The organism is Vibrio sp. 1641 (genome assembly GCF_033339995.1).
In the GTDB taxonomy this organism is placed as follows: Bacteria; Pseudomonadota; Gammaproteobacteria; order Enterobacterales; family Vibrionaceae; genus Vibrio; species Vibrio alginolyticus.
The window spans coordinates 94,381-121,118 of sequence record NZ_JAWOVP010000007.1; the positions used below are offsets into that span (position 1 = coordinate 94,381).

General features: G+C 42.2%; 23 protein-coding genes and 1 other RNA gene. 8 read left to right on the forward strand and 16 right to left on the reverse strand.

From position 1 onward, the window contains the following. Positions 1 to 457 precede the first annotated feature (457 nt). The 3 genes from R7Z47_RS15400 to R7Z47_RS15410 all read left to right on the forward strand — a co-directional run bounded on the left by R7Z47_RS15400 (position 458) and on the right by R7Z47_RS15410 (position 3,023). The gene (locus R7Z47_RS15400) at positions 458 to 745 is read left to right on the forward strand and encodes a hypothetical protein (protein WP_025506638.1); all 288 of its coding nucleotides are present in this window, start codon (positions 458 to 460) and stop codon (positions 743 to 745) included. Positions 746 to 1,373: 628 nt separating this feature from the next. Beyond that, positions 1,374 to 1,964 (forward strand): recombinase family protein, encoded by a 591-nt coding sequence (locus R7Z47_RS15405; RefSeq protein ID WP_123016600.1) that lies wholly within the window; start codon positions 1,374 to 1,376, stop codon positions 1,962 to 1,964. Between the two features lie 207 nt (positions 1,965 to 2,171). Further along, positions 2,172 to 3,023 carry a hypothetical protein gene (locus R7Z47_RS15410; RefSeq protein WP_248487391.1) on the forward strand — a complete coding sequence of 284 codons (852 nt, stop codon included), beginning with the start codon at positions 2,172 to 2,174 and terminating at the stop codon, positions 3,021 to 3,023. 1,034 nt (positions 3,024 to 4,057) lie between these two features. Here the strand turns inward: R7Z47_RS15410 and R7Z47_RS15415 are convergent. From R7Z47_RS15415 to R7Z47_RS15425, 3 genes are read right to left on the reverse strand one after another with little or no spacing between them, the layout of a single operon-like run. Next, complete coding sequence (locus tag R7Z47_RS15415) at positions 4,058 to 5,053, reverse strand: hypothetical protein (protein WP_140307457.1); 996 nt, start codon at positions 5,051 to 5,053, stop codon at positions 4,058 to 4,060. Between the two features lie 2 nt (positions 5,054 to 5,055). Then, positions 5,056 to 6,807 carry a restriction endonuclease subunit S gene (locus tag R7Z47_RS15420; protein ID WP_140307458.1) on the reverse strand — a complete coding sequence of 584 codons (1,752 nt, stop codon included), beginning with the start codon at positions 6,805 to 6,807 and terminating at the stop codon, positions 5,056 to 5,058. Further along, positions 6,807 to 8,297: an N-6 DNA methylase gene (locus R7Z47_RS15425; RefSeq protein WP_318130223.1), complete on the reverse strand. Its 1,491-nt coding sequence runs from the start codon at positions 8,295 to 8,297 to the stop codon at positions 6,807 to 6,809. The genes R7Z47_RS15420 and R7Z47_RS15425 overlap by 1 nt, the downstream gene beginning before the upstream one ends. A gap of 163 nt (positions 8,298 to 8,460) precedes the next feature. Between R7Z47_RS15425 and R7Z47_RS15430 the strand changes: the two genes are divergently transcribed. Next, positions 8,461 to 8,859, forward strand: a complete 399-nt coding sequence (locus R7Z47_RS15430) for a hypothetical protein (RefSeq protein ID WP_011079925.1) — start codon at positions 8,461 to 8,463, stop codon at positions 8,857 to 8,859. A 167-nt stretch (positions 8,860 to 9,026) separates the two neighbouring features. On the opposite strand, the gene R7Z47_RS15435 is transcribed toward R7Z47_RS15430, so the two are convergent. Next, a complete protein-coding gene (locus R7Z47_RS15435) occupies positions 9,027 to 9,176 on the reverse strand; it encodes a hypothetical protein (protein ID WP_017790133.1) in 150 nt (49 codons plus the stop codon). Positions 9,177 to 9,250: 74 nt separating this feature from the next. Here R7Z47_RS15435 and R7Z47_RS15440 point away from each other — a divergent pair, with 74 nt between their 5' ends. Both R7Z47_RS15440 and R7Z47_RS15445 read left to right on the forward strand, forming a co-directional pair. Further along, positions 9,251 to 9,625 (forward strand): elongation factor Ts, encoded by a 375-nt coding sequence (locus R7Z47_RS15440; RefSeq protein WP_114322581.1) that lies wholly within the window; start codon positions 9,251 to 9,253, stop codon positions 9,623 to 9,625. A 665-nt stretch (positions 9,626 to 10,290) separates the two neighbouring features. Beyond that, positions 10,291 to 10,953 (forward strand): DNA-methyltransferase, encoded by a 663-nt coding sequence (locus R7Z47_RS15445; protein WP_141179871.1) that lies wholly within the window; start codon positions 10,291 to 10,293, stop codon positions 10,951 to 10,953. Between the two features lie 59 nt (positions 10,954 to 11,012). On the opposite strand, the gene R7Z47_RS15450 is transcribed toward R7Z47_RS15445, so the two are convergent. The 7 genes from R7Z47_RS15450 to smpB all read right to left on the reverse strand — a co-directional run bounded on the left by R7Z47_RS15450 (position 11,013) and on the right by smpB (position 20,447). After that, positions 11,013 to 12,002 carry an Abi family protein gene (locus R7Z47_RS15450; RefSeq protein ID WP_140307086.1) on the reverse strand — a complete coding sequence of 330 codons (990 nt, stop codon included), beginning with the start codon at positions 12,000 to 12,002 and terminating at the stop codon, positions 11,013 to 11,015. 269 nt (positions 12,003 to 12,271) lie between these two features. Continuing rightward, a complete protein-coding gene (hsdR, locus tag R7Z47_RS15455) occupies positions 12,272 to 14,716 on the reverse strand; it encodes an EcoAI/FtnUII family type I restriction enzme subunit R (RefSeq protein ID WP_140307088.1) in 2,445 nt (814 codons plus the stop codon). Positions 14,717 to 14,883: 167 nt separating this feature from the next. Next, positions 14,884 to 17,304, reverse strand: a complete 2,421-nt coding sequence (locus R7Z47_RS15460; RefSeq protein WP_140307087.1) for a DEAD/DEAH box helicase — start codon at positions 17,302 to 17,304, stop codon at positions 14,884 to 14,886. 138 nt (positions 17,305 to 17,442) lie between these two features. Then, positions 17,443 to 17,721 carry a helix-turn-helix transcriptional regulator gene (locus R7Z47_RS15465; RefSeq protein ID WP_000115789.1) on the reverse strand — a complete coding sequence of 93 codons (279 nt, stop codon included), beginning with the start codon at positions 17,719 to 17,721 and terminating at the stop codon, positions 17,443 to 17,445. A gap of 396 nt (positions 17,722 to 18,117) precedes the next feature. Continuing rightward, on the reverse strand, positions 18,118 to 19,344 hold the full coding sequence (locus R7Z47_RS15470; RefSeq protein WP_140307089.1) for an integrase domain-containing protein: 1,227 nt from the start codon (positions 19,342 to 19,344) through the stop codon (positions 18,118 to 18,120). A 183-nt stretch (positions 19,345 to 19,527) separates the two neighbouring features. Then, positions 19,528 to 19,895, reverse strand: a transfer-messenger RNA (tmRNA) gene (ssrA, locus tag R7Z47_RS15475). Between the two features lie 66 nt (positions 19,896 to 19,961). Beyond that, entirely contained in the window at positions 19,962 to 20,447 is a 486-nt protein-coding gene (gene smpB / locus R7Z47_RS15480) for an SsrA-binding protein SmpB (protein WP_005381642.1), read from the reverse strand. Between the two features lie 119 nt (positions 20,448 to 20,566). Here smpB and R7Z47_RS15485 point away from each other — a divergent pair, with 119 nt between their 5' ends. Then, positions 20,567 to 21,010, forward strand: a complete 444-nt coding sequence (locus R7Z47_RS15485) for an SRPBCC family protein (protein WP_005381641.1) — start codon at positions 20,567 to 20,569, stop codon at positions 21,008 to 21,010. After that, positions 21,000 to 21,359 carry an RnfH family protein gene (locus R7Z47_RS15490; protein ID WP_005381640.1) on the forward strand — a complete coding sequence of 120 codons (360 nt, stop codon included), beginning with the start codon at positions 21,000 to 21,002 and terminating at the stop codon, positions 21,357 to 21,359. The genes R7Z47_RS15485 and R7Z47_RS15490 overlap by 11 nt, the downstream gene beginning before the upstream one ends. Positions 21,360 to 21,460: 101 nt before the next feature. On the opposite strand, the gene bamE is transcribed toward R7Z47_RS15490, so the two are convergent. From bamE to nadK, 5 genes are all read right to left on the reverse strand, one after another. Continuing rightward, positions 21,461 to 21,820, reverse strand: a complete 360-nt coding sequence (gene bamE, locus R7Z47_RS15495; protein WP_017820585.1) for an outer membrane protein assembly factor BamE — start codon at positions 21,818 to 21,820, stop codon at positions 21,461 to 21,463. A gap of 242 nt (positions 21,821 to 22,062) precedes the next feature. Continuing rightward, the gene (locus R7Z47_RS15500) at positions 22,063 to 22,545 is read right to left on the reverse strand and encodes a GNAT family N-acetyltransferase (protein ID WP_086046555.1); all 483 of its coding nucleotides are present in this window, start codon (positions 22,543 to 22,545) and stop codon (positions 22,063 to 22,065) included. Between the two features lie 21 nt (positions 22,546 to 22,566). Next, the gene (gene recN / locus R7Z47_RS15505; RefSeq protein WP_005383750.1) at positions 22,567 to 24,231 is read right to left on the reverse strand and encodes a DNA repair protein RecN; all 1,665 of its coding nucleotides are present in this window, start codon (positions 24,229 to 24,231) and stop codon (positions 22,567 to 22,569) included. A gap of 166 nt (positions 24,232 to 24,397) precedes the next feature. Further along, the gene (locus tag R7Z47_RS15510; RefSeq protein ID WP_005383752.1) at positions 24,398 to 25,588 is read right to left on the reverse strand and encodes a DUF3103 domain-containing protein; all 1,191 of its coding nucleotides are present in this window, start codon (positions 25,586 to 25,588) and stop codon (positions 24,398 to 24,400) included. 265 nt (positions 25,589 to 25,853) lie between these two features. Beyond that, positions 25,854 to 26,738 (reverse strand): NAD(+) kinase, encoded by an 885-nt coding sequence (gene nadK, locus R7Z47_RS15515; RefSeq protein ID WP_005381631.1) that lies wholly within the window; start codon positions 26,736 to 26,738, stop codon positions 25,854 to 25,856.

Below are 26,738 nucleotides of genomic sequence, written 5' to 3' on the forward strand. Positions count from 1 at the left end.
GAATTTATGGGGATGAATATGGTTACTATGAGGTGGGGAAATGGCAGCACTAATCGTCAGATGCGATGTTCATTCTCGGTTAGGATCCTAACTTGGAATTTATGGGGATGAATATGGTTACTATGAGGTGGGGAAATGGCAGCACTAATCGTCAGATGCGATGTTCATTCTCAGTTAGGATCCTAACTCAGAAATCATGATGATGAATATGATTATTTTGAGTTAGGGGAATGGTAACAATAATAGCCATAATCGGATCTTTTTCACTTTGGGGGAAGAGTGAATTTAATTACTATTTCTCTAATTTAATAATTAAAAAAACAAACGATTTATATTTAATAATTGAATTTTAATGTGATTTCTAAAATAGTGGTTAAAGGTCCTTTACAAAGAGAATATTACTTGATAAATATAATAGTCATTGAATTTATCTATATATATCAATAGGGTTGTCGATATGTCTCAAGTTTTGGTTTATTCTAAACGTAATCGTGAAATGAGTTATCTATCTACAAAAGAAGAACGTGAAACTAAGCTCAATAATTTTAAAGTGATCTACAATGAAATTTCAGATGAAGAAGCATTACGCAGAGCAAATTCTATTAATTTAGATGAAAAGAACAATGTTCCAAAAGTTCGTTTGAAAAGAAAAGATATTAAAGAAAAGAAAGAATGCCGAGTGCCAGGCTTATATGGCTGCAACCGCTATAAGTCAAGAAAAAATGAGACATTCAACGTATTCTAACGCTGTTCTTTTTTTGCACAAATCTAAAGCCAGTGGACTTTTATCAGACAAATGATGAAAGCCTTAAAAATTCCGTCATCAAACCTCGTGGCAAGAGAATTTGCCAAGACTGGCAAGCAATGTGCCACTACTGGCATTGAAAGTGCCAGTAGTGGCAGAAGAATTTCTGCAATAATTTAGACTTATTTGGGGTTAACCTTCATTTTTGTAAAAGCTAACCTTATATTAGAATTATAACTTTATAATAGTTATAACAGTTATAATAGTTATAACATAAAAAATTAAGTAAATAAAATTTAATTTTTTATGTTGAATTTTAATGTCAAGGTTTTTTAACTGAGTTTGTTTTTATTATATATAAATAAATTTAGAGTAATGATTTTTATCTATGCGTAATAATTTATTTACTCGATTTTTATTAAGGCAAAGGTGGTTTGCCTTAATTATCGACTTAACTAGTCAACTTTAGCGAGATGTAAACACCCCTGTAGTATCAACAAACACCATTTTCTGATACCAGACGGGAATGAAGTGTTTGCGGTCTCATAAAGTAGGGTTCGGATTTTTATGACACCTAACAGGTTGATGATACCAATTGTGATGCCAAAAGGAGTGAGTAGTGAATAGTATTGGACGGACATTCGCTTATTGTCGTGTATCGACTAGCGAGCAAACTGTGTCAAATCAGATCTTAGCTATCAGAAATGCTGGCTACGATGTTCAAGAACACCGAATTGTACATGAAACAGTTTCTGGTAGTGTGCCTGCAACTGAACGACGTGAGTTCAAAATGTTGATTGAGCATAAACTAGAGCCAGGGGACAAACTAGTTGTATTAAAGCTTGATCGACTTGGAAGAGATAACATCGATGTTCAGCATACGATCAGTATGCTGTTAGAAAAAGGTGTTACGCCAATTTCTCTGGATCTGCCGACCGCTGATCTAAGCTCGGCGGAGGGACGATTGATGCTGCAAATGTTCTCAGCATTTGCTGAATTTGAGCGAAACCGTATTCGAGAGCGGACGCTAGAGGGGCAGGCTAGGGCTAAGTCTGAAGGTAAGCGTATTGGTAGACCAGAAGCACTAACCACAACTCAAAAAGTCCAAGAATGTAGGGCAAGAGGGCTGAGCCAATCCAAAACAGCTCATGCTCTAGGCATCTCCGTCCCTACGGTCAAGCGGCATTGGAACAAGCGGTTAACTGAAAGTATTCAATGAAGAACAATGTTCTATGATACCGAGAGGCGGAGATCTACCAGTAGTAGTTATTAGCTAAGAGGTTTTAACGATATTGCAAGAACCTTGTTCTTGCTTAGAGCAAGGCTACTAAGATATCCCGCTGATATTTGATACAAGAACATTGTTCTGACTGGAAAATCGGATAACCTCTCTGTTAGTAAACGACGCTGATAGAAAGGGATGCTTGTGAGCTTATTCATCAATACTCAAAAACTAACGGTAGCAAAAGAGGATCACTTAACTGAGTTCTTCGCTGCGGCGTTAGGGTCTTCAGAAAGTTTCAGTCGAGCGTTTGTTAGGTTGATTTTTGGAGACGAAGATAACAGATTGATCTGCAAGGTCGAAACCCAAGTTATCTATCCTGGATGCCGACCAGACATGCGTCTGATATTAAGTGATGGTTCAATTGTTCTTTGTGAAAATAAACTCGATGCTGCCGAAACGATCGGTAATGTTGAGAGTGGCAACCTTTTACAATTGGAGCGATATCTGCAATTGCCTGTGGATCATGTGATTTATATTCGCTCTGAGTTACTGCCGCCTTCATACCAAGTTACGAGCCATCCTAAGTATCTATCGCCGATAGAAAGGCCTCATTATTTGTGGCGTGATATTTACCCTTTGTTATGCGAAGACTCCAATCCAATCGCCAAAGAATTACGAGATGGTTTTAAGAGCATGGGATTTGTTCCTGCTCACCCAGTGATTGGCGATCTGACACGTAATGCGCCAAGAGAACAGAGAGAGAATTTCTCTAAGTTTTGGATGCCGACAACGACTGCGGCCATTCAACAAGGTTGGAAAGTAGCAATTGGAGATGTAGTAGAACGATACTTTTACCATGAAACAGCAGAGCTAGCTCGGGAGGTGTTCGTAAGTCCAATAAACCCTACCCGATTTCTGATTCGTTACACACCGCAAATATCTCAATGTGACGCTCTATTAAGTGCACTAGATACCGTTGAAAGTGAAGCCGAAGCACTAGTAGTGGTAACGAAAAAACGGTACCACGAGCGAGTGGAATGGTCACTGTTATAGATGTTGAAACTCCTATGAACAATGTTCTACCAGCTCAACTAAAAACAGTGGAACAGATAGAGTCTAAGCTCAAAGCGTATGTATTGCCTTATCTCACGCTAGCTTTTAAGTAACACCTGTTTTGATTTTATGTGAATAACTATCTCGACAGTGAGATGATGTTTACTTGGAACAATGTTCTTATCGCAATCTTAAAATAGTAAAGATTGGGTATTTGATTAATCAATAAAAAACTGTGGAAGAACAATGTTCCGAATGATAAGTCAGAGAACCTTTCTTTTAATAAGAGAGGCTTCAGAGAGTAGTGCTTGTGGAGTTAATAATTAATACTCAACAACTAGCCTTCTAAAAATATAATTAATTAAAAGTCCTGAAGAGTAGTTTTGCAATTAATAATAAAAAGGCCGAGATAGACTCGACCTTTTTATCCAACGCTTAACCGCCAGTTGGCGCGGAAGTAACTATCTATTAGCGGATAAAATAGTGATACATTTACTTGTATTAAAACTAATTTTTCTTTAAGCCACCAGTGAGGTGGAAGAAATTACTTTTACTTTTAAAGGTTAAGTAATATTAGTTTAAATATATCTTTAAGCCACTTTCTAGATAGAAGCTCTGCTTCTTGTTACGTGATTTAATATAAAAGATTGTTTTTTCTTAATCAAGAGTTTTTTCAACTTGACTCAAAAGTTTTTTATGTATAATAAAAACTATATTTTTCAAGTGGGTGGCTCGTAATTAATATGATTATACTATGAGCTTATTTAGCACAAAGTTGTATTGACTCAAGACTTTATTCAACCCCTGATTATATAGATCACTATAGCAGTGAGATTCTCAACTCAGAACAATGTTCTCTGAGTCGCGAGTGTTGCAAACGGTATTGGTGAGCTTGCTATTGATACTGCGAGAACACTGTTCTCGCTTAAATTATCAAAACCTAAAGATTGCGTATTTGATTAACAAATAAAAAATGCTTCGAGGAGAACGATGTTCTACTCAAAGCTTGTTACTCGCGACTTTGGGTAGCTGAATTAGTCTGCTTTTTCTACAACCATGCCACTTTGCTCTGCAAAGTGAATCAATCGAGTGATATTGCTGAGGCTCCACTGGTTGGTGATGGCTATCACCTCGTCGTTAGGCAGCGTAATCAGCGCGTCCTCATCGCTGTGGAAACGGCTAATTCTACCTTGAGGGATATCATCCGCTAGGATGGCAATGCGTCGTCTTACTGGTTCGTTAAATGCGTTGAGCACATCATTCAGGCTTTGCGGCTGATGCTTCTCAATCCAGTCAGTGACTAACGCTAGGGCTAGGTGACGCTTTTTATAGGTATGACCGTTATAGCGATACTCTGAGTAATCTTTTTCGCCTTTTTGAACGCTTGTGCGCTGCTCGGCACGCTTCTCGCGGAACTTCACCTGGTACTCTTCTACCTCGGGTACAGGGATGATCTGTTCGGCATTGATCAGTACATCTTCTTTGTAGCGATAGGGCGTGAGGCGCACACAACTGATATCTATGCCTTTGTCACGCAGCCACAATACAGAAGTGGTGAGTTCTTTACCGAAATCTGCTGAGGCTAAAACGATTCGAACATCGTTACCAAAGTCATCCAAGCTGTTTTCATCAAGATCGACAAACTCCAGAATGGCTTCACGGGCCTCAATCTCTTGGCCTTCTTTCTTCAGGTATTGGGCATAGTAGTCACACGCTTTATCGAACGTCATGGTAGAGATCATTGCGGCATAGCGTAGAGCTTGAAGTTCCATATGCGCACCGATTTCATCCCGCTTAAGCTCAATGACCACTAAGTTGGCATTTTTATCGATGGCTAACAGGTCAATACGGCGACGGCTGTCTTCCCAGTCTGAAAACTCTTCTGATATCACCAAACAATCAGGAGCGATGGCATCGATACAGCCTTTCAGAGCTTCTTGTAAATCGTGGCGCTCTTGCAGCCCTTCGGCTGCAAAGGTGGTCGGTGTCAGTGCGGTGAGGTTTTTGTTGGCGATATTGTAAAGACTCATAGTTATACTGCTTGTTCGACAATAGCATCAGTTAGATGTAGTTGAGTGGTTTGAGACTGTCTAAGGAGGCATTTTAACTGCTCACAAATCTTAATTAGGTCACTTATTTTATTAACTATGCGTTTCTGTTCCTCGACTGGTGGTAAAGGGTGAATATAGCTGTTTAGCTTTGCCCCAACGAAATGCTTTATTGTCGCACCTGTAAAATAGTTATCTAGAACCCCATTTGTGGCATCTACCGTTAAACAAACTTGTAAGTACTCAGGTAAACATTGACCTAAAGGTCTTGCTCGGTGTAGTGCTTTTTGAAAATAAATTTCTTGTTTTTCATCTTCCCAAATCGCACAACGCCCAGGCTCTCCCCCCTCACAAATCAATAAATCCCCTGGCAATACCAAAAACTCTTCTCTTTCTGAATCCTCGATTTTCATAAGCTTAACATCATCAAGATCAAATTTATGCCATTGCACATTTGTGTTGCGAAGATACGGGAGAGGGGCCCCAACATTCTTGGACTTATCTAGCATTTTTCCTAGTCGTGAGGTAGCTACATTTCCAAACCTACACCATTCCCACCCATTCGGTAGTTCAAACGGCTTTTCATCTTCAGCAATCGGCGGCAGTGCTTTTTGCTTCTTGATTTTCTTATCTTTGAGTAACTGTGCTTTTTCTTCCGCAATTCTTTTCAGTAACTCAGAAGCAGGCTCATCACTTGGATCTTGTGGAACTAGCTTACCCATTACCGCCAGTTGCAGAATAGTTTGCTTAAGCTGGTCGATACTCTCTTCGGTGGTGAATAAGGTATCGAAATGCTCGCTGATTCGCGCCCAGTTTTGCATCAACTCGTCAGCATCAACGGAGTTGGTGAGTGTATCCAACAGGGTTGTTAGCAGCACTTGGTGCGCTTCGATACTGGCTTCGGTTTGTTGTTCTAACTGGTCGCAGAGCGTCATTAGCTCATCGACTTTGGCGACGATGCGGTGTTGTTCATTGCTTGGAGGAAAAGGTAAAGGGTTCTCTGAAAAAAAGTCTTTAGGGACTCGTTTTTGTCCTGCAGAACCTGTCATCTTCGTTTCGCCAACTTTCAGGAATATAGGAGCCTTTAAGTACAACAATACAAATAGTGGGTTAATGCAATCTGATAGAGGACGAGCCACGTGCAACTCGGTAGTTCCCGCACCAACTCCTCCTTCAAGGCCCGAGAATACCGCGGCTTTGCTGTTCTCAAAACATGGTGTGATCTTAGCTAACGCAATGTCACCATCTTGAAAGTGCGTGTAGCCTTTTTTGATTTCTTTCCAAATTCGCTTTTCAGAACCATGTGAACCATCATAGTTAGTCGTAATTAGTGGCATAGGCACAAACGACACTTCAGCATCATCATCGGTTGTGCTATTTCGAGGGCTAATTTCAGCTATTTCAGAAATCCTTGTCCATGCCCAACCAGTTGGTGTATCAAAAAGTTCTTCGTCTTTGGATACTTGCCCTAAAGACTTTTGTTTCTTAATCTTCTTCGCTTTCACCAACTTTGCTTTTTCAGCCGCAATGCGTTCAAGCAACACTGAAGCAGGCTCATCATTAGGATCTTGAGGAACAAGCTTTCCTCGCACAGCTAGCTCTAGAATCAGCTCACGCAGCTTCTTAACGCCATACAGTTCTAGCTTCTTGCTGCTACCGCGACCAGAGGTCGATTTGGCTTTTACTGCCGAAGTCCAAATATCAATATGCTCGGTAATCAGGTTTTCTACAGCCATTATTGTGCTCCACCTTGCTTTTTACCTTGAATGGTAGAGCTAAGAGCATCGCCGAGAATGCCTTTCAGTTGGTCACGCAGTGCTTTGATGTCTTGTTGCTGTTGTTGATAGTTCGCCAGCAACTCTTCAGGGTCATGGCTGACGACTTCGTCCTGATACGGGTTTTTAATATCAAGGTTAAAGTTGCGCTCGATAATATCTTCAATCGATACCTTCCAAGCTTGCTTGGTCTCGATACGGCTAGCGAACCCATCGGCCTGATTACCCCACCAATCGATCTCTTGCTGGAACTCTTCAAACTTCATTGGTTTGGTTTTGCTGTAGTTCTTCACGCCTTCTGGGTAAGGGTGCTCATAGAACCACACTTCTTTGGTAGGCTTACCTTTGGTAAAGAACAGAATGTTGGTCTTAATGCCCGTGTATGGGTTGAACACGCCATTAGGTAAGCGAACAATCGTGTGCAGGTTACACTCTTCTGTTAGCATCTTTTTGATTTTGGTTTTTACACCTTCACCAAACAAGGTGCCATCAGGTAACACTACACCAGCGCGACCCTCTTTATCCAATACTTCGACAATCAGCTGCAAGAACAGATCGGCGGTTTCACGAGTTTGCATTTCGGCAGGAAAGTTCTTTTCAATCCCGTCCTCTTCTGTGCCGCCAAACGGTGGGTTAGTCGCAATCACATTGATATTGCTATCCCAACTTGAAAGCGGCTTATTGAGCGTGTTGCCATGCTTAATCTGCACAGGGACTTCGATGCCGTGGAGCATCATATTGGTGATACACAGCAAATGTGGCAGTTGTTTCTTCTCTACACCATGGATTTGCTTTTGCAGCGTTTGGTGGTCGGCTGCGCTTGTCACGTAGTTCTCTTTAACGTGATCGAATGAGCAAGCCAGGAATCCGCCCGTACCGCAGGCGGGATCCATAATCTGCTCACCTAGTTTAGGGTCAAGACGATTGACGATAAAGCGAGTCACTGCGCGAGGGGTGTAGAACTCACCCGCATTACCTGCACTTTGTAGGTCACGGAGGATTTGCTCGTAGATGTCACCGAACAGGTGGCGTTCTTTAGAGTCAGTAAAGTCGATCTCGTTGAGCTTGTTAATCACTTGGCGCAGCAGTGTGCCATTTTTCATGTAGTTGAAGGCATCACTAAAGGCTTCTTTCACCACGAAACCGCGTGGGTTGGTGTCTTTCGGCGCAGTAAGGTTTTTTAACGTCGGGAATAGGTCATCATTGATGAATTCCAGCAGCTCATCACCTGTAATGCCTTGGTTATCTGCCGCCCAGTTACGCCATAGGTACTTGGCTGGGATGGGTTCGCGGTAATCATCTAACTCGAACTCTAGCTCTTCCTCTTGAGCATCAAACACTTTAAGGAATAAAAGCCACGACATTTGACCTAGACGCTGCGCGTCACCATCAACACCCGCGTCTTTACGCATGATGTCTTGAATAGACTTGATAACTGAACTGATTGACATGGAGTTCTACTGCTAATTGACTGAAAAAATTGGGGCTGATTATAGCAGAAATGGGTCGAAGAAAATGAACTTATCGCTATGAAACTATGTTTGTAATTGTGGTTTAATAATGAATCAGTGATATAAATTAAATAATAAAAAATATAATCAGGTTGTCTAGAAAATGAAGGTTGAGTGTCCCCATTGTCACACTGACAATGTTATTGAATATGCAGAGAATATCTCGTGTGAGAAGTGTGAAAAAAGCTTTAAAGGCTTTAAATTTAGTAAACGGAAACTGGTGTCTGCCAGTACGGCATTGGTCGTGGGCGTGGTTGGTGGTTATAAGGTGAATGGTGCTTTTGATGAAGAGCGTTACCCATTAGAAGTAGAGTATGCCATCGTTGATACCTGCATAAACTCGTCAAAAAATATGGTGTCGGTGAGTTGGTATGAGAGTAAGCGAGAAACGTGTTTATGCGCTCTTTCACAAACGGAAAAGTCTGTGCCGTATTCCGATTACAAATCTGATCAAAACTTGTTTTTGAGTAACTTCAAGCTGAATGCGAGAAGTTGTTCATAATAGAAAAATGAGGCAGCTAGACTGCCTCATTTATATCTAATGTGCTTAGCGTTTAGGTGTGTTGCCACGACCTTTGCCTGAAGGCTTGCCAGTTGTGCTTGGGTAGTTTGGATTACCTTTCGGCGCAGTTTTTGGTGCAGAACTTGGTTTTGCCATGATGGTTACTCCTATTTACCTTGTTTTTGGTTGTTGGCAGCAGCGCGTTGAGCGCGAGCCGCGAATGAATCTTTAGAGACTTGTCCGCCATTTTGTTTTGCTTGATTCGCTTGAATACGAGCAGCGGCTTCAGGGGTCATTGGTGCTTTGTTTTTAGACATAATATTTTCCTTTTCGTTTATGAATGATTGTCTCCGCTGAGACCATTGCATAGTAACTAGTAGGGTAGGGACAAATGGGGACAACCCAAAAACAAAAGCAAATTCGAACTATGTTGGATGCGTTAGGCTGGAGCCATAAGCAACTGGCCGATGTATTATATGAAGAGCTTTATTGCTCTGATTATGAGGAGCTTCATGATGTAGATCCCGAGGCTGTGAGCAAATTTCAACAGACGTTAAAAAAGCAACTTCAACGTCCTTCTACACCAGAAGATAGGCTACAACAGTACGTAAAAATCGTATCAGAACACCCAGAGTTTATTGCTTTGGGATTGGGAGTTGTTGTGCCTAAATACGTAGGACACACATGTTTAAATCAATGCCTTATAGATGGGCTTTCCGAGATCTCCAACACACTAGATAATGAAAATGAATGCATAGATGTTTAATATGTTAAATAATGTTCAAGTTATGAAATTGTTTTAGGTGGGGAATATTAGGGAGACGCTGTGTACAAGGGGCATTGGTACGATGTTGTGGGAAAAGAGAGAACGGATCTTAGAGCTATGAGCCTTGATTTCGACTCATTAAAGTTGGCTATAGATGAAGCAATGAGCGTTTTGCCTGATACAAAATTGATCGTAATTAATGAGAATTTAGGCTGGGGTCTTATCTCTATCGAGGAAACCAAGCGGATGCTAATTTGTAAGGACTAGAAAGTTACCTTGCTATGCAGCTAAAACGAACTTTGTTGCTTTCTTCACTGTTTGATTTATAAGCATCCCGTATCATAAAGCGTCTATGATACTTAAAGAGGTGCTTTGCATGACTTGCAGTTGTTGTAACAAACGTTTGAACGTAGGAATGATACACAAGAGAGATCCCCACACGGGCCAAAAATTTAAGTCCTGCCCCCATTGTTCTGATGCAAATGGAGGAGAGCATGTTTTTCATCCCTATCCATCGTCCTTTGGCAAAACTCCTGCTAGAGTGACGGCTAGGAACCCCGAAGGCTACCAGAGCTACTGTATCGATTGTCGCCGCCTAAATAAAGGTGAGCTATCTCATACATATATGAATGGAAAAACGTGCAGTAGTCTTGTTTAGGAATCGAATGAATTTATCCCAAGATGATGCAGTAAACTGGCTATCAATGCTCGATTCTGCGAGCGTTGATTTGCTAATAACAGATCCTCCTTATGAATCTCTAGAGAAACACCGAAAGATCGGTACGACAACAAGACTTAAAGTCAGTAAGTCCTCAAGCAATCAATGGTTTGAGATATTCCCAAATGCAAGATTTGAAGAGCTACTGCGCGAAGTTTATCGTGTGCTCAAGAAGAATGCGCATTTCTATCTTTTCTGCGATCAAGAAACGATGTTCGTCATTAAACCGATTGCGGAAAAAGTCGGTTTTAGATTCTGGAAACCAATTATTTGGGATAAGGTTAGTATTGGTATGGGTTACCATTACCGTGCTCGACACGAATACATACTGTTTTTTGAAAAGGGCAAGAGAAAGCTTAATGATTTGAGCATACCTGACATACTGACTCATAAACGGGTCTATAGAGGGTATCCAACTGAAAAGCCAGTAAGTCTCTTGGAAGTTCTGGTCGCTCAAAGTAGCAGAGAAGGCGAGCTAGTTGTTGATCCGTTTTTTGGCTCTGGCTCGACCTTGGTTGCAGCTAAGAACTTGAATCGTCAGTGTAAAGGAAACGATATTTCCTCGTCTGCCCATGAGCATATCAGTCAGCGTGCAGATTTTGGTTCCTGATGGCTAACAAAGTGTAACGGCTACCAAAAGGTAGCCTAGTAGCAATGCTAGATTTGTTATTACACAGGCTTTCCCAGCGACGAGATTGGGCATCCTGGTACTTGAGGGAATTGTTCTATAAGGTTATTGACGTCATCAAACCAGCAAGAACTTGGGCCAATTTGTTCAATTAAAAACCACATGACACGGATCACTCCGTAAAGACGAGACAGCGTATTACTGTTTTCCTTTATGTCTTCGAAAAACTCGTGAGATGTTACTTTTAAAACTTTAGAGGATTGTTGGTTCCAGATCCTAGTATGGTGAGCGCATCGGTTACGTAAAATGTTCATTTCCATAAGCCAGGCTCGTAATACATCGGTTTCAGTTTTATCTTCGATTCCTAATCTTGAACAGATGCGCTGGCGATATTGATCTTTGAGCATACCGTAATACTTGGACATTGTTCCAAAGTCCCAAGCTTCGATAACTACCCAAAAGGGCATTTCTTTCTCGTTCTTTTTGTGCCAAACAATACAGTCTTCTTGGCTTCTTTCAATGAGTTTACTGTGTTTGTTTTGCCATTCTTCCCAAAGGCTTGGTCTATGTCCTCGCTTCTTGAGAAATTTGCCATTGATGTAATCAGAATCTTTCCAAGCTAATGGTTCAGGAATATCCTTCCCCGTACCTGGCTGTTTCTTTTTGCCTCGGCCCAACTCATGTGCGATGACTGAACGGACAAATATCTCTATGCGCTCAAGGCCATCAAGCATTGCTAAGCGGAGTTTTTTATCAAAAAGGTAAAGATTGAACACTTGATCAAACTCGGTGCCTTGTTGAAAGTGATTGAGCCGCTTTGGTCGTTTTAAGTGTTCACACTGGATGGGTTGATATGATTCGTCTCGTTCGATAACTCTTGCTGGATACCAAAAACCACTCAGTCGGTAATATCCCACCTGTGCGAGCTTTCTTATGGCTCTTTCACGATTGTCTATCACCATGCCTCTTTCGATGAGAATATCGATGAGTTCCTCATAGTGCTTAAACTGCTTAGGCGGGGTTAGTGGCATCCTGTGTCCTTGATTTTCCTTGCTGTAAAAACGAGAACGCCCAGCCTTGATTCCAAAGTCATCTCGAAAGATAACTTCAGAAACAGGGGACTGGGCACTATTGCGATGAAGTATTGTCTATCTGATGTGTATAGTCAATGTGAAATAGTTCACATAAATCTTCTATATTAAGTAGTGTTTAAACACCAAAATACAATATCTATGTTTTTTATGGTTATTGTTTTCTATATATAGTGTATTGGGCGATTATTCAATTTGTGACGAAAATCTTATGCAGATTGATAAATCTCAGCTTCCAATTCAGAAATCGCTTCTAAGTATTGCTCTTTTCCGCCAAAGCACTTTTTGACGATTTCAGCAGGGCGTCCCATCTCGTCAAAAGGCTTAACTTTGAGTACATGAATATTTTCAATCTCTTGAACGCCTTCGTCTGCGTACTTGTCTAGTAAGTTGTTCAACACCTGCTGAGCCGTTTCACCGTACTTAGTGAAGTAGTTGCGCTTTTTGACGTTGTCAGCGCGTTCTTTTCTGGTGAGTGCTGGTTGGTCATACACAACATGACAAATCATGTCGAATGGGTCGAGATCTTTGCCGACTTCCAGCTCTAATGCTTCCCAGATGATGCCTTCTTCTGCCAGTTCATCGATGATTGCTTGCTTTTTATCGGCATCTTGCCAGCGCTTAACAAAGTCATCCATTGAGGTGAACTGTTTTGCCATCGTCTTGCGGGTATAGTCTTTGAATGATTCAGTTACGAGTTTACCGTCGGCATCGTAGTATTGAACACGCTCGGCAATGGCTTTCACCGTTACACCGTTGACATGGAACTTTCTAACTCGGTTTTCATCCTGCCAATCATCATCGGAATTGCTACCGTTAGAAGGAGATGAACCTGAGTCGTATGGAGCTTCTGGTTCTTGGATGCTTTCAGGGTCGATATCTTCCCCTTCAAATGGATCATCTTGTTCAAGCTCATCCTCACCATCAATGATCTCATCGAGTCCTTCATCGGCATCGAAGTCTTCTGGTTTTGTCTCTTTAACTCGCTCAGGGACACCATCAAAGCGCTCATCAGCGAACAGTTCAGTCGCCTTTTTAAAGTCGAGAATGGTAAACCACAGCTTTCCGTAACGATCATCAATACGAGTACCGCGCCCGATGATCTGCTTAAACTTAGTCATCGACTGAATGCCCTGGTCAAGAACAACCAGTTTACACGTTTTTGCATCGACACCTGTTGTCATAAGTTCTGAGGTGGTTGCGATAACAGGGTAAGCCTTTTTGGGGTTGATGAAGCTATCAAGCTGAGCTTTGCCGATTTCATCATCACCTGTAATTTTCATTACGTATTTTTCATTCTTAGCAACTTGCTCAGGGTTGCAGTTGATTAGTGCTCGGCGCATACGCTCTGCGTGGTCAATGTCATTACAGAACACAATGGTCTTAGCCATAGGATCGGTGCGCTTGAGGTAGCTGGTGATGGTCTGTGCAACAAGTTCTGTTCGCTCATCAATGACCATAGTTCTGTCGAAGTCTTTCTGGTTATAGATCCTGTCTTCGATAACTTCACCATGTTTATCGACTTGTCCTTTGGTTGGTCGCCAACCTTGTAAATCTACATCGATGTCCACACGCACAACTTTGTAAGGGGCTAAGAAACCGTCTTCAATTCCTTGTTTTAGAGAGTAGGTATAAATGGCATCGCCAAAGTACTCGGTGTTAGACACGATATCGGTTTCTTTTGGTGTCGCGGTGAGCCCTATTTGAGTCGCAGAACCGAAATACTCAAGAATCTCGCGCCATGCGCTGTCCTCAGCGGCACTGCCACGATGGCACTCGTCAACGACAATAAGGTCAAAGAAATCAGGATCGACCTGTTTGTATGCTTTTTGGTGCTCTTCTGGGCCAGTCAGAGCTTGATACAGAGCTAGGTGGATTTCGTAAGCGGGATCGACTGTTCGACCAGTGACTTTGGTCATAGCGGTGCCAAACGGCTGGAAGTCGTTGGTCTTAGTTTGATCGACCAGAATGTTTCTGTCCGCTAGAAATAGGATGCGTTTTTTGGCTCGGGACTTCCACAGTCGCCAAATAATCTGGAATGCAGTGTAAGTTTTGCCCGTACCTGTTGCCATAACCAGCAGAACACGGTTTTGTCCTGCTGCGACCGCTTCCACAGTTTTGTTTATCGCCTGTAGCTGATAGTAGCGCGGAGACTTACCGCTACCATCATCATGGTAATCTTGAGTAATGACTGGAAGGTGCTCGGTTTTGTAGCCTTTCCAAACGCAGTACTTGTCCCATAGTTGCTGAGGTGTCGGGAAGTCTTCAAGTCGAATTTCGGTTTCGAGCTGAGTTGGGTTGGTTTTGTCGTGGAAGATAAAACCGTCGCCATTTGAGGCAAAGACAAAAGGGACTTCAAGTAGGCTGGCGTAATCTAGACCTTGTTGCATACCTTTGCCGATTTCATGCTTATTCGCTTTTGCTTCGACAACGGCTAGAGGCATGCTCGGTTTATGGTAAAGGACGATGTCCGCAGACTTAACCTTTTTCCTCGCTGCTGCCTGACCACGAACAATGACCTTACCGTCACGCAGTTTAACCTCTTGACGGATTTGAGACATATCATCCCATCCTGCATCTTTGATAGCGGGAAGAATGAATTTCGTGATGATGTCGGTTTCAGATAGCTTTGATTTATTGATTGTCGATTCCATGCGATTAGCCAGCTCAGTACAAATGCATTTCATGACTATACCAAAGGATGCATAAAAGCAGAAAAGATACTGACTTATCAGTGAAGTGGGTAACGGTATGCATGAAATACCAGATGCTATTCGTGGAAATAGTTATCCCGTTATGCAATAGCATAACGGGAAGTCAGTTAAGCAACGATATCTAGAGACTCGGTACTTAATCTAGTGTAGCTACGCGCCCTTTGAGTCAGAGAGATTTTCGCTTTATTTGTTGTTCCGCTAAATCTACCGATTTCAAAACCCAGAGACTTCATGAGTTGCCCAAAATACAGCATCTTTTTATTTGTCGTGCTGTTTTCGTTGAGTGATAGTGGGATGTGAGTATCTTTGTGCAGTGTCCAATTGACTAAGTCCCGATTTTCGATCATCAGATTAACAAACCCCAAGATCTGCTCCCTATGGATCATGATAGAAGGTGATTGAGAATTAAGCTGGTGTCCGTTGAACAGACCCTCATTGATTAAATTCGCCAAGCGGCGATATGTTGAGTACTTGCTGTTATCTTCGTTTGGCGCTGGAACAGAAAATAGCTTGTCGAAGAGCTTTCTGTTCTTAGAAAACAGGAAATGAAACTCGACATCTTCTTTCGTGACTTCAGTCAAATGATAGTAGCTTTTGATTGTATGCTTCGAGATGGCTGCGTTGTCACTGGCTGTGCGCTTATCAGCCATCATAAGCCGCTTCACGTCATGCTGGGTTAAATCGACAGATTGCATAATGGCGTTGACCAACGCCTCTCTGTAAGCTTTTAAATATTGCTTGTTCGTTTTAGACCCACAGCTCTGTGAGTACACTGAGGATGGTAGCGAATCAACATGAAAGCCGAGTTCCTTCAATGTTAGCCATAGATGTAGCCCCAGAGGTGCGGTGAACTGTGATTTCACGTTACCGAATGCAATCTCTAGGTGGTCTGTTGGCGCTGAGTGAATATTCGCATTGTAGACTCTTGCCCTTGTCGGGCGGCAGAAGAAGTCTTGATGGGCATCTACGGTGAACCAAATCTCCTTTGCTTTACGGAATCGACGTGCGAAGTTAACTAGTTCAAATGGATTTAGTGTTTTGTCACAGAATACGACAACTCTATTGGCAAAGTTTTTGACGATTGAGAAGCCTGACCCTAGACAGGGAGAAGCGATAATCGCTTTGTATTTGGAGATTTCTTCATTCGGGTTAGCCAGAAAAGCACGTTGTGCGTCCATTCCTTTATTCTCCCCGTGAATGACTAGCACACCGTCGTTTAGAGCCGCAGTCTCACTATCTAAACCTTGTTTGTCCTCATAACCAAGTTGTTTAACTACTCCTCGAAGTGTCACGAGCGAGTCAAAGAGAAACACCTTGTCCTCCAACAATTTGGACTTGAGATCATCCTGACTATAAAGATACTGATTTTTATCTGTGATAACTGCTTCAATTCCCAGATATGGGTTTTTGTCGCACTGGATTAAAGTCACGTCACCTCGTAAATCCTTCAAGAAGCCTAAACTAATATCGGAAAGATCAGCATCGCCCACAATGACTTGTGGAATGGAGCGAATAATCTCAGACAAGCAATGAAAGACGCGTTGTTTAGGCATTTGTAGTGAATGCTCCGAACACACGACAGTTGAAATTACTTTCTCAAACTCATCAATAATCAAGGTATCAGCATTGTGGCAATATGCTTGGATATGTGCTTTCCACACACTATTGACGACTAATCCCATCGCTTTCGACTGTTCAAGCTGAGTCAAGTTTTGAGTGGTATAGCTGACCGCATGATTTTGAATGCAGTATTGTTCTACTAAAGCCATCAGGTGAGAAAGATATACCACGGATTTATTGTTTTGCTCAGCTAGCTGAGTAATAGGGCCAAAGACGTGTTTCGTTTTACCAGTCCCTGTTGCAGATTTAATCGCAAGGGTTCGCTCATTGGCTAGCGCTTCACACACTTCTGGACAGTCGAGAGTTGAAGTACGGATTGTTTTCGTCGGCGTTCTAAGCTTCATAAAATCTTGAACTGACGAATGATAGTGGTGTAGCTGTAGTTCAAGGCAATCTAAAACTTTACTTAGGAAATTATTGTCTTTGTGAAGATAGAAACGGTAAGTTCTCAAGCATGATTTAGCATCGGAACAGATCAGAGGAATTGTACGGACTAGTTTTTTAGCTAGCCAGTCAATGATTTCGTCACCCCGCATGCCGCAATTCGTCAACTGATAGCAAAGAGATAGATACTGGATTGTATCGTTGTAGTCTTTCAGACAGTAGTGTCTCTTTGACGCTAAATCATAAAGATCACACCTAGCGTGGCGATAATTAATCATCATGAAATCTACAGCTTGATCAGGGAGCTTTTTTGAATCAATGATTAACTTGATGCTATTGAAGCCAGCATCACGGTAATAGCGGATAACTTCAGCCAGGTTGTTTTTGTCGTTGCGAACAGCAACGACCCTGTACTTGTCATGATCGAAGCTTAGAGACTCGCCGCTAAGAATAGCGACTGAGCAGGACTCTGTTGAACGAACCAGTGTATGTTCTGAGGCTTGAGATTGCGCGATAACGTTCATTTATTCTTATTTCCAGTGAGAACGTAAAAGTGCAAAGTTTCTAAGTAATATATATAACTAAAGAACTCTGCACTTTTACCAGCATGCTAAAGCATGCAGTAAACAATTGATTTATTTGTGCTTAGTGAGAGTTTTTAGTTATGCGGCTAGTGCATAGAGACTGTTGTCGAAAAGAGACTGTCTTTGCTCAACAAGATGAGAAACGGTTTGCTGTAGATCTTTGCCCAATGCCATGGCTGCGATAATTGCATCGACTTCATGAGATAAGAAACCAACAGAGTTTGCACCAAGTGGAATTGAAGGTGGGAATGTTCCATCATTGATTTTGCGATGGAGAGTCGCTCTTGAGAATGGAACGCGCTGTAGAACGTCAGATTTACGTACGATTTTTAGAAGAGGAGTTGTATTTACAGACATAACGATAACCTACATTAATTCATGTCTAGTACTAACTTTATATTCCAATACTTACACTGATCCACGGAAGTTTATTATCAGTGAAGGAACACCTAGATGGGACTGAAGCCTATTGGGTTACAGACTCATTCCTTAACAATTAAAGGAAGGTATTCGTATGTAATGGAATAGTGAAGACTTCAAAAAAGGCTCCGAAAGTTAAGTTAATACCAAAACAATAAACAAATAGTTAAACCGAAGTTTAACGGGAATAAGTTACGTCGCCGCGTAGCGGACTTTAAATGTCTGTTTCCTATGTAAAAATTAAATATTTAGACGCGATTTAAAATAATGTGGGTGATTCTCATCGTCAATACAAAATCACCCATATTTCGTTTATAGTGTGACTTGTGTCACTTATTTTGATGGTTTTGCAATAGTGTTAGCAGTTTTAGAAGCATCGAATATGAAGTTACTCCACCATTCCATGATCTTGCGGCGTTCTTCCAAGTATTCAGCATTGTTGTAGATGTCACGAATCGTGTTCTTGTCTACGTGTGCTAAACACAGCTCAATAGCATCTTTGTTGAAGCCCTGTTCGTTGAGCGCTGTACTGCCAATTGAGCGTATACCATGGCTCACCAACTTTCCCGCCATACCTGCACGTTTCATTGCAGCGTTGATACTTTGACTGTTCATGTGTTTGTCTGCTGAGCTAGCGCTTGGGAAAACATATCGTTGACCGAATGATATAGGCTTCATAAAGTTCAATAGCTGTAATGCTGCGTCTGAAAGAGGGATCTTATGGTCGCGTTTCATTTTCATTTTATCTCGACCAATGATCCAAAGCCTGTTTTCGAAATCTATCTCATTCCATTCGGCTCTAGCGCACTCATTTGGGCGGGTTAGCGTGTGAAGCTGAAACTCAAAGGCGCACCTAGTGGTAAGCTTGATATTTGCCAATGACATTTTTTGCATAAGAATATGTAGCTCATCAGGCTTTATCGTAAGCATGTGTTCACCTTTTGGCTTTTTGAAAGCTTTCCAGATGTTTTCGAACCGATTGAATTCAACTTTGCCGCAGTGTTGTGCATATGTCATAACTTCATTCAAGCGCTGACAGACGCGTCTTACTGTTTCTAAAGCTCCTTTCGCTTCAATAGGTCGTAATGTTTGAATCACTGTTTGAGTAAGTAATTCGTTAACAGGCATATTTCCTAAATTGGGGAAAACGTGAAGCTCAAGAGAGCGCCAAATGTCATCTGCATAATCATCTGACACATCGTGTTTCTTCACTTCAAACCATTCTTCAGCGACAGCTCTTAACGTGTGAGACTGTGCTACCTGAGCAGTAAAACGTTGGTTATCTCTGTGAGTTTTAGGATCAATGCCTTCAGCGACCTGTTGGCGCATTTCTCTTGTTTTCTCTCTCGCGGAAGCGAGAGTGATATCAGGAAATGCACCAAGACTGATGTTCTTACGTTTTTTAGTAGTTGGATGGATATAGTTGAAAATCCAAAGTTTTGCGCCATTGGGCTTTACACGTAAGTACAGACCATTGCCATCGGCAAGCGAATATTCTTTCTCTAAGGGCTTAGCTTTGGTTACTTGAGTCGGTGATAAGGGCTTGATTTGCTTAGCCATTTTAATAGTTCCTTTCTGATGTAACACTAATTTGTGTTGTTATTGGTTAGTGTTACGCAGAATGTTACTAAATGACTGAGATTAAGTGAATCTCGATGAGACGCCCTGAACCACTTAAAGCTAGATAGGACAAGGGTTTAGAAAAGAAAACGGGACGTCCTGAGACGTCCCGTTACTAGTGATTGGTGGAGCTGGCGGGAGTTGAACCCGCGTCCGAAAACCGTTCATCATTGGTACTACATGCTTAGTCGATCTTTAATTTCGCCACCCACCTGCGAACCGACACGCTAATGAATGACTAGCCTGAATTAAAATTCGCCGTTCATCTCTCAGGCGGGAGAATCCGGGCTAGCGCGTTTGGGTTTGATCCCTCGTTGATCCCCGTCTTACGTGCGGAAGCTAGGGCGAGAGAGCTCTTAGCAGGTTATTAAGCTGCTAGTGCGTAGTTTTCGTCGTTTGCGACTATTTTTTTGCGGTTTGTTAACGAGGCCTACCGCACCTCGGCATGCACCTCAGACTTCTGAATTCCCGTCGAATCCTAAATCAGCCCCAGGTAATATTCGCATAGTAACAGAAAAGCATTGGCTGTCCAGTACTATGCGTTTAAGTGGTCAAGATTAACGCAGCGCGCTCTTCATTACGCGTGCTTTTTCTCTTGCCCAGTCTTTTTCTTTTAGATCCGTACGTTTATCGTGCAGCTTTTTACCTTTTGCTACGCCAATTTTTAGTTTCACCCAAGAGCGAGACCAGTACAGTGAGAGGGCCGTTAATGTCATACCTTCACGGTTTACACGTCCGAATAGATTATCCAGCTCACGACGACTCATTAGTAGTTTACGCACACGTGTAGGGTTCGCCACAACGTGTGTCGATGCCTGATTTAAAGGAGTGATTGTCATGCCACTCACAAAGGCTTCACCGTCACGCATAAATACGTAACTTTCAGAAATATTGGCTTTACCTTGGCGAAGGGCTTTCACTTCCCAACCTTGGAGCTCCAAGCCAGCTTCGATTTCATCATCGATGAAATACTCGTGGCGAGCTTTTTTATTCAGCGCGATAGTATTGCTACCCGCTTTTTGTTTCGTTTTTTTCTTTGCCATAATAGCGTCATTATACGGGTTGGATATCGGATAGGAAATCCTTTTATTTGCGCAATCGTGGAATAAAAGTAAAATTGGCGAGTAGCTTTAAATCTGTACATGTATCGATAGGAGTATGTATGAAGCAAGTCAGCCGTTCTGCGCTTGTGTCTTTTAGCGCCGAACAGATGTTCAATCTGGTTAATGATGTTGCTAAATACCCTGAATTTCTGCCTGGTTGCTCGGGCTCTAGAATCATTGAGTCTTCGGGGAATGGTATGGTGGCTTCTGTCGATGTGGCGAAGGCTGGAATCAGCAAAACGTTTACGACTTCAAATGAGTTGATCCCCGGTCAGGCAATTATGATGAACTTGGTGGATGGCCCGTTTAAGACGTTGCGTGGTGGTTGGATTTTTACCGCGCTAGATGAGCAAGCTTGCAAGGTTGAACTAAAGCTTGAGTTTGAATTCTCAAGTAAAATGATTGAGATGGCCTTCGGTAAGATTTTTAACGAGCTTACTAGTAATATGGTAAATGCATTTACTAAACGCGCAAAACAGGTCTACGAGTGTTATGAGTATTGAGTCAGATATGATTCACGTTGAGGTTGTCTATGCTCTTCCTCATGAACAGCGTGTATTTAACTTAGTGGTAAATAATCACGCAACGGTAGAAGAGATCATTCGACAATCCGGTGTATTGGAGTTGTACCCTGAAATTGATTTGTCCAAGAACAAAGTGGGTGTGTTTAGTCGTAACGTGAAGTTGGATGCGACCGTTCGAGATCGAGACCGAATAGAGATTTATCGTCCGTTACTCGCCGATCCGAAAGAGATTCGCCGTAAAAGGGCGGAGCAGGCTAAAGCCGAGGGAAGTGCAGACCCAGTCACCGGTGGCAAGCCTAGTTCTGTACGTAAAAATAAGCAGGATTAATATAAACCCAATAGCTCATGTGAGTTACTCAAAGTTTGACTAACGTGATTTCTATATAATAAAAAACCTCCCAAACGGGAGGTTTTTTTGCAAAAGTCAGTTTACTGAATTTGCTCGTAAAATGCGTCACTTTTTGGAAAGTCACCACTGATGTCTGCGAGTGTGCCTTGGTCATTAAAGTTTACAATCAGATCTTTCTGTACTGGTTCGCCATGGCCAGGAGTATGATGATAGATGTAATACCAAGTGTTTGGATAGCCGTTTTCAATAAGCATTGGCGACCCTAATACGAAGCGAACCTGTGCTTTAGTCATCCCAAACTTTAATTTATCAACCGCACTTTGTTCTACATAGTTGCCTTGGTTGATATCAATACGATAAACCAGTCTTTCCAATACCGAACATCCTGTCAGCAATGTCATTGCTAATGGTACGGCAACTAACCACTTCTTTAATTGCATAATAATTTCTTAGTAACCTTTAAAATACTGCGCTGATAATAAACAAGCTCGACGCAGATGTAAAAAGCTATGCGTCGTATGGTAGACAATCTGACAACGAATTTTGAGTTGAGTTGCATTTATTCACCGATATTAGGCGGTAAATGTCACCACATGACGTATTAGTTAGGTGACGAAGAGCAAATTTCAATCGGAAGTAGGGTGATGGACGCTTTCAGCGGTGAGCAAAGCCTAGTGACTCGTTAGTCGGTTTTGGCGAATTCGCGTAATGCATCACCTGAAAAACGATAATACTCTTTTTCATGAATTAGTGTTGCACCAATTGAGCGGTAAAACTGACCTGCGGTAGGGTTACTACTTTCAGCTGTCCAGTCCAACCTTTGGCATCTACACTTGATCGCCAAAGATGCCAGATACTTCATTAACTTGAGACCAACCCCTTTTCCTCGAACCTTCGAAGATACGAACAGATCTTTTAAGTACATCTGCCCTGAGAGTTTTGGGGCAGGGAACATGATGGTATAAGATGCAAAGCCTACGACGTCATCATTATCGTAAACCGCAATGATATGAACGCCAGAATGTTCAGAGAAAACTTGGTTCTTTAGATAATGGACCAGATCGTGTTTTGATGAAGCTTTTTCTTTGAAGTAGTAATGTTCTAACTCAATAAAAATAGGGATGAGATCTAAGCAGTTGGTTTTGTGTATTGCTCTGATATCCATTTCTCATCCCTTGTCGATTTATTAAGCGGCGATAAGCAGTTCTTTTGCGTTTGCCAACGTTGAGTCGGTTATTTGACTACCCCCAAGTAAGCGAGCTAATTCTGCCACACGTTGTTGTTCATCTAATGCGTGCATTTGGGTTTCGGTTTGGCCTGCTTTGGTTTGCTTAGCTACAAACATTTGTTGATGGCCGCATCCGGCAACTTGAGGGAGGTGAGTGACACACAATACCTGAGTAGATTCGCCAAGCTTGCGTAGCATTTTGCCCACTACGGCAGCTGTTGGGCCACTAATACCTACGTCCACTTCATCGAAGATTAAACTTGGTGTATCTACTTTCTGAGCGGTGATCACTTGGATCGCTAGAGAGATGCGTGATAGCTCACCGCCTGACGCAACTTTTGCTATAGGTTGTAATGGTTGTCCCGGGTTGGTCGATACTAAGAAGCACACGCTGTCCATGCCAAGCGGCGATGGGTGCGTGTTGTCATTGCTAACTTCGATACTGAATACTGCTTTCTCCATGCTCAATTCGTGCATGCTTTGTGTGATCAGTTTGTTCAGTTCTTTTGCGTAACGGCTGCGTGATTTGTGCAGTTTTTCTGCTTGTGTTAGAAAGCTTTGGTACTTGTGTTCTACTTCTTGAGCAAGTTCATCTAAACGTTCATCGGAGCAATCTAACGCTTCTACTTGGGCCAGAAGATCTTGATGATGCTGGTAGAGTTCTTCTGGCATTACGTGGTGTTTACGAGCTACAGACATCACTTTAGAAAAACGTTCTTCTACATAAGCCATACGAGCTGGATCAACATCGATGCCATCTAAGTAGCTGCGTAATTCATTCTTCGTTTCTTCAAGTTGAATCATTGCTTCTGACAGCATGTTAGGTAGCTCAGATAGCTTTTCATCTAATTCGGCTAATTGAATTAGGGAGTGATTGGCCGATTGCAAAATACCAAGCGCATTGACTTCTTCACCTTCGTAAATAAGTTCGATGGCTTGCTGACAGGTAGTGGCGAGTTCACCACTGTTGGATAGTCGTTTGTGCTCTTGCTCGAGCTCTGCAAATTCTTCTTCACCTAGCGATAACTCATTCAGTTCTTTGATTTGGTATTCAAGCAACTGTTTTTGCGCCTGGTTTTGCTGGCTATTTTCTTTTAGCTGCTTGAGGTTATTATCCGCCTGACGCCAATGCTGGTAAGCACTTCGTGTGCTTTTTAGTAGGTTTAAATGCCCAGCATATTGGTCGAGCATGGCCATTTGGTGCTCACTTTTCATCAATTGATGATGAGCGTGCTGCCCATGGATATTGATAAGTAGCTGCCCTAGAGATTTGAGCTGTGATAGTGGAACAGGGCTACCATTAATGAAGGCTCTTGAGCGGCCTTCTTTTGTGATAATACGACGCAAAATACACTCACTGCCATCTAGCAGATCGTTATCTTCTAACCAACGTGTTGCATGTAAGTTGTTGTCCAATAAAAAAGCGGCGCTAACTTCGGTTTTCTCTTCACCTTGTCGCACCATGCCGGCATCGGCTCGTCCGCCTAAGCAGAGCCCTAAAGCATCAATAGCAATGGATTTACCCGCGCCTGTTTCACCTGTAATGGTGGTCATGCCCTTAGAAAGCTCGAGTTGTAAAGACTTAACAATCGCAAAATTATTAACACTTAGATGAGCCAGCATTTTATTTACCTGTATAACTGAACAATACTGTATAAGAGAACAGTATATACTGTTTCTTTATACAGTAAAGTCGGGTAAGGAAAATTTTCTTTGTAGGCTGTTTTTTTGTGATGAAGTGGGAAAAATGAGCCGATGTGATTACAACGACTCATTAAAGTTGAACAGGTTACGGACGAGTTGGGTTAATCGTTAGTGGTTCTAGTGTGACGACTGCATTCACACCTGCACCTGGGTGATCCACGTATGAAGTGTCTTGCATTAGAGTGTAGTAAACGTCGACGAAGTCATCATCATTCGTGAGTACACCATCGGGGATAGTGTCGATGATCTTGTTCGTGATTTGCGGAATAATCGCGTAAGCCTGAACTTCTGGATCTGGAATCGCTTTCAATACTTCTTCGGCAACTTGAACAAGGAGTTTTGCCAATTGTTTATAGTCTGTGCCGTCATCTTGCTCCATGAGCACAATGTCTGCCGCACCCCAGCGGTAACGAGACCAGTGAATAATGATCTGATTTGGATAGTAATCTTGGTTATCGTAGTCTAAGTATGGAAGCTCCACCAAATCGAGAGTAGGTTCATCACGACTTGGATTGACGCCCGTTACGATAGCGTAGATTTCTGCCTTGCCAGAGATCCAAGGTTCTTTGTCATCGGCTAGACGGATCTTTTTCAACTGCGTGGTTTGAATTGGAGCCGCTTCGCCCACTGCGCTACTTGACAATAGCGGTGTATTTTGGCGTTGTTCATCAGCAATATATGGTTGAACTAAAGCTGGTTGACCGAGTTTTTTCATCTCAGCTTGCATAGCTTGCAAGCCTGCTTTTAGCTCTGCAGAGCTATTGTTATCAACGACAAGTACAGGTACCTCAGGGAGCTGGTAAACATCGAGTTGATGGATGTTGCCATACACATCAAATGCTTCGATGTATTGCCAATTCTCATCATCACCACTTGGTTCAAATGCAAATAATGGCTCGACCTCGCCACTTTGCCATGCTGTTATCATGGCTTCATTTGCCAAGCGAACTTCTAACAACTGATCAGAGTATTCAGAAATACCTTTCCAGCTACGAATTTGAGTGTCAGCTTGTACAAGCTGGCGGCTGAACTCTGAGTTAGGGTTTTGCTTAACAAATGCTGATACAGACACGTTAGTCTGTTGCGGAGTAATATCTCTTCTCAGCATGGGTTCAATGGCAGCATAATTCTCACTCAATTGTTGAGCTAGGGCCCGTTTCGTCTTAGTGATATCTTCCGCTTTTGCGTTGGACACACTGTTGACTTGCGTTTCCTCTGATTGGCAGCCAATAAGTGCTAATGTACTGAGAACAGACAGAATGATGGTTTTCTTCATAATATGTCCTTTATTGATTGTATGAAATAGAGTTAATACTCTATTCATGGTGAGAATATCACCGGACATAGATCATTGAATTTGCTTTTCTATCTTTTGTGTAAAGTTTGCCCACAGGATCAAAATTTATAAGCTTCTCTTTAATGATGACAAATATCGTGTCGCCTCACTACTTTGTGTCTATTTCTTGTCTAAGAAAGCCAAAAGCCAGTAGCAATTAAGCTGCTGGCTTTTTTATTGAAGTTATTGCCCTGAGTAACAAGTGTTAGAACAATTTACTAGACCAGCCAAGCTTATTCCGTAAGACGTGATAGTAGCTGTAGTCTTTTGGATGGATGAGCTTTAGTACATTTGGACTTTGATAGATGTGAATTTCGTCGCCAGGGGTAACTGGAAGTGAGACTTGTCCATCACAGCTAACTTCTTGTGTTCCACGGTTTTCTGGTGATACCACCAATTTAATTCGACGTTTTCCATCAACCACCAAAGGTCGACTCGACAATGTATGCGGGAACATTGGCACGAGTGAAATGGCATTCAAGCTAGGAGAAAGAATTGGGCCGCCGCCAGAAAGTGAATATGCCGTCGAGCCAGTCGGAGTGGAGACAATCAAACCGTCGGCCCGTAAAGAGAAGGCGAAGCTTTCATCAATATACACTTCAAATTCAATCATATGAGCAATTTGCCCTGGGTGAAGTACGGCTTCGTTTAGCGCAGCGTTATGGCTCTTTATTTGTCCGTGGCGGTGTACTTCCGCCTCTAAAAGAAAACGCTCCTCTTCAATATACTCACCGTCGAGTACCGCTTGCAGAGACGCTTGGAAGTCGTCTGGGTTCAAGTCAGTTAAGAAGCCCAAATTTCCGCGGTTCACGCCTATAACTGGTACATCAAATCGGGATAAAATTCTTGCTGCACCTAGCATGTTGCCATCGCCACCAACCACAATGGCTAGATCGGCATTTTTTCCTAGTTCAACTAAGCTAGCAAACTGACTCTGTGGGATATCATCCAGTATTGCGGCAAGGCGATCGTCAATGAATACTTTATAGCCCTCAGAGGTCAACCATTGGTACAACTCTTTATGAGTTTGAATTGCTTGTTGATCTCTTGGTTTTCCGATAATCGCGATCACGTTACATGGATTTTTCAT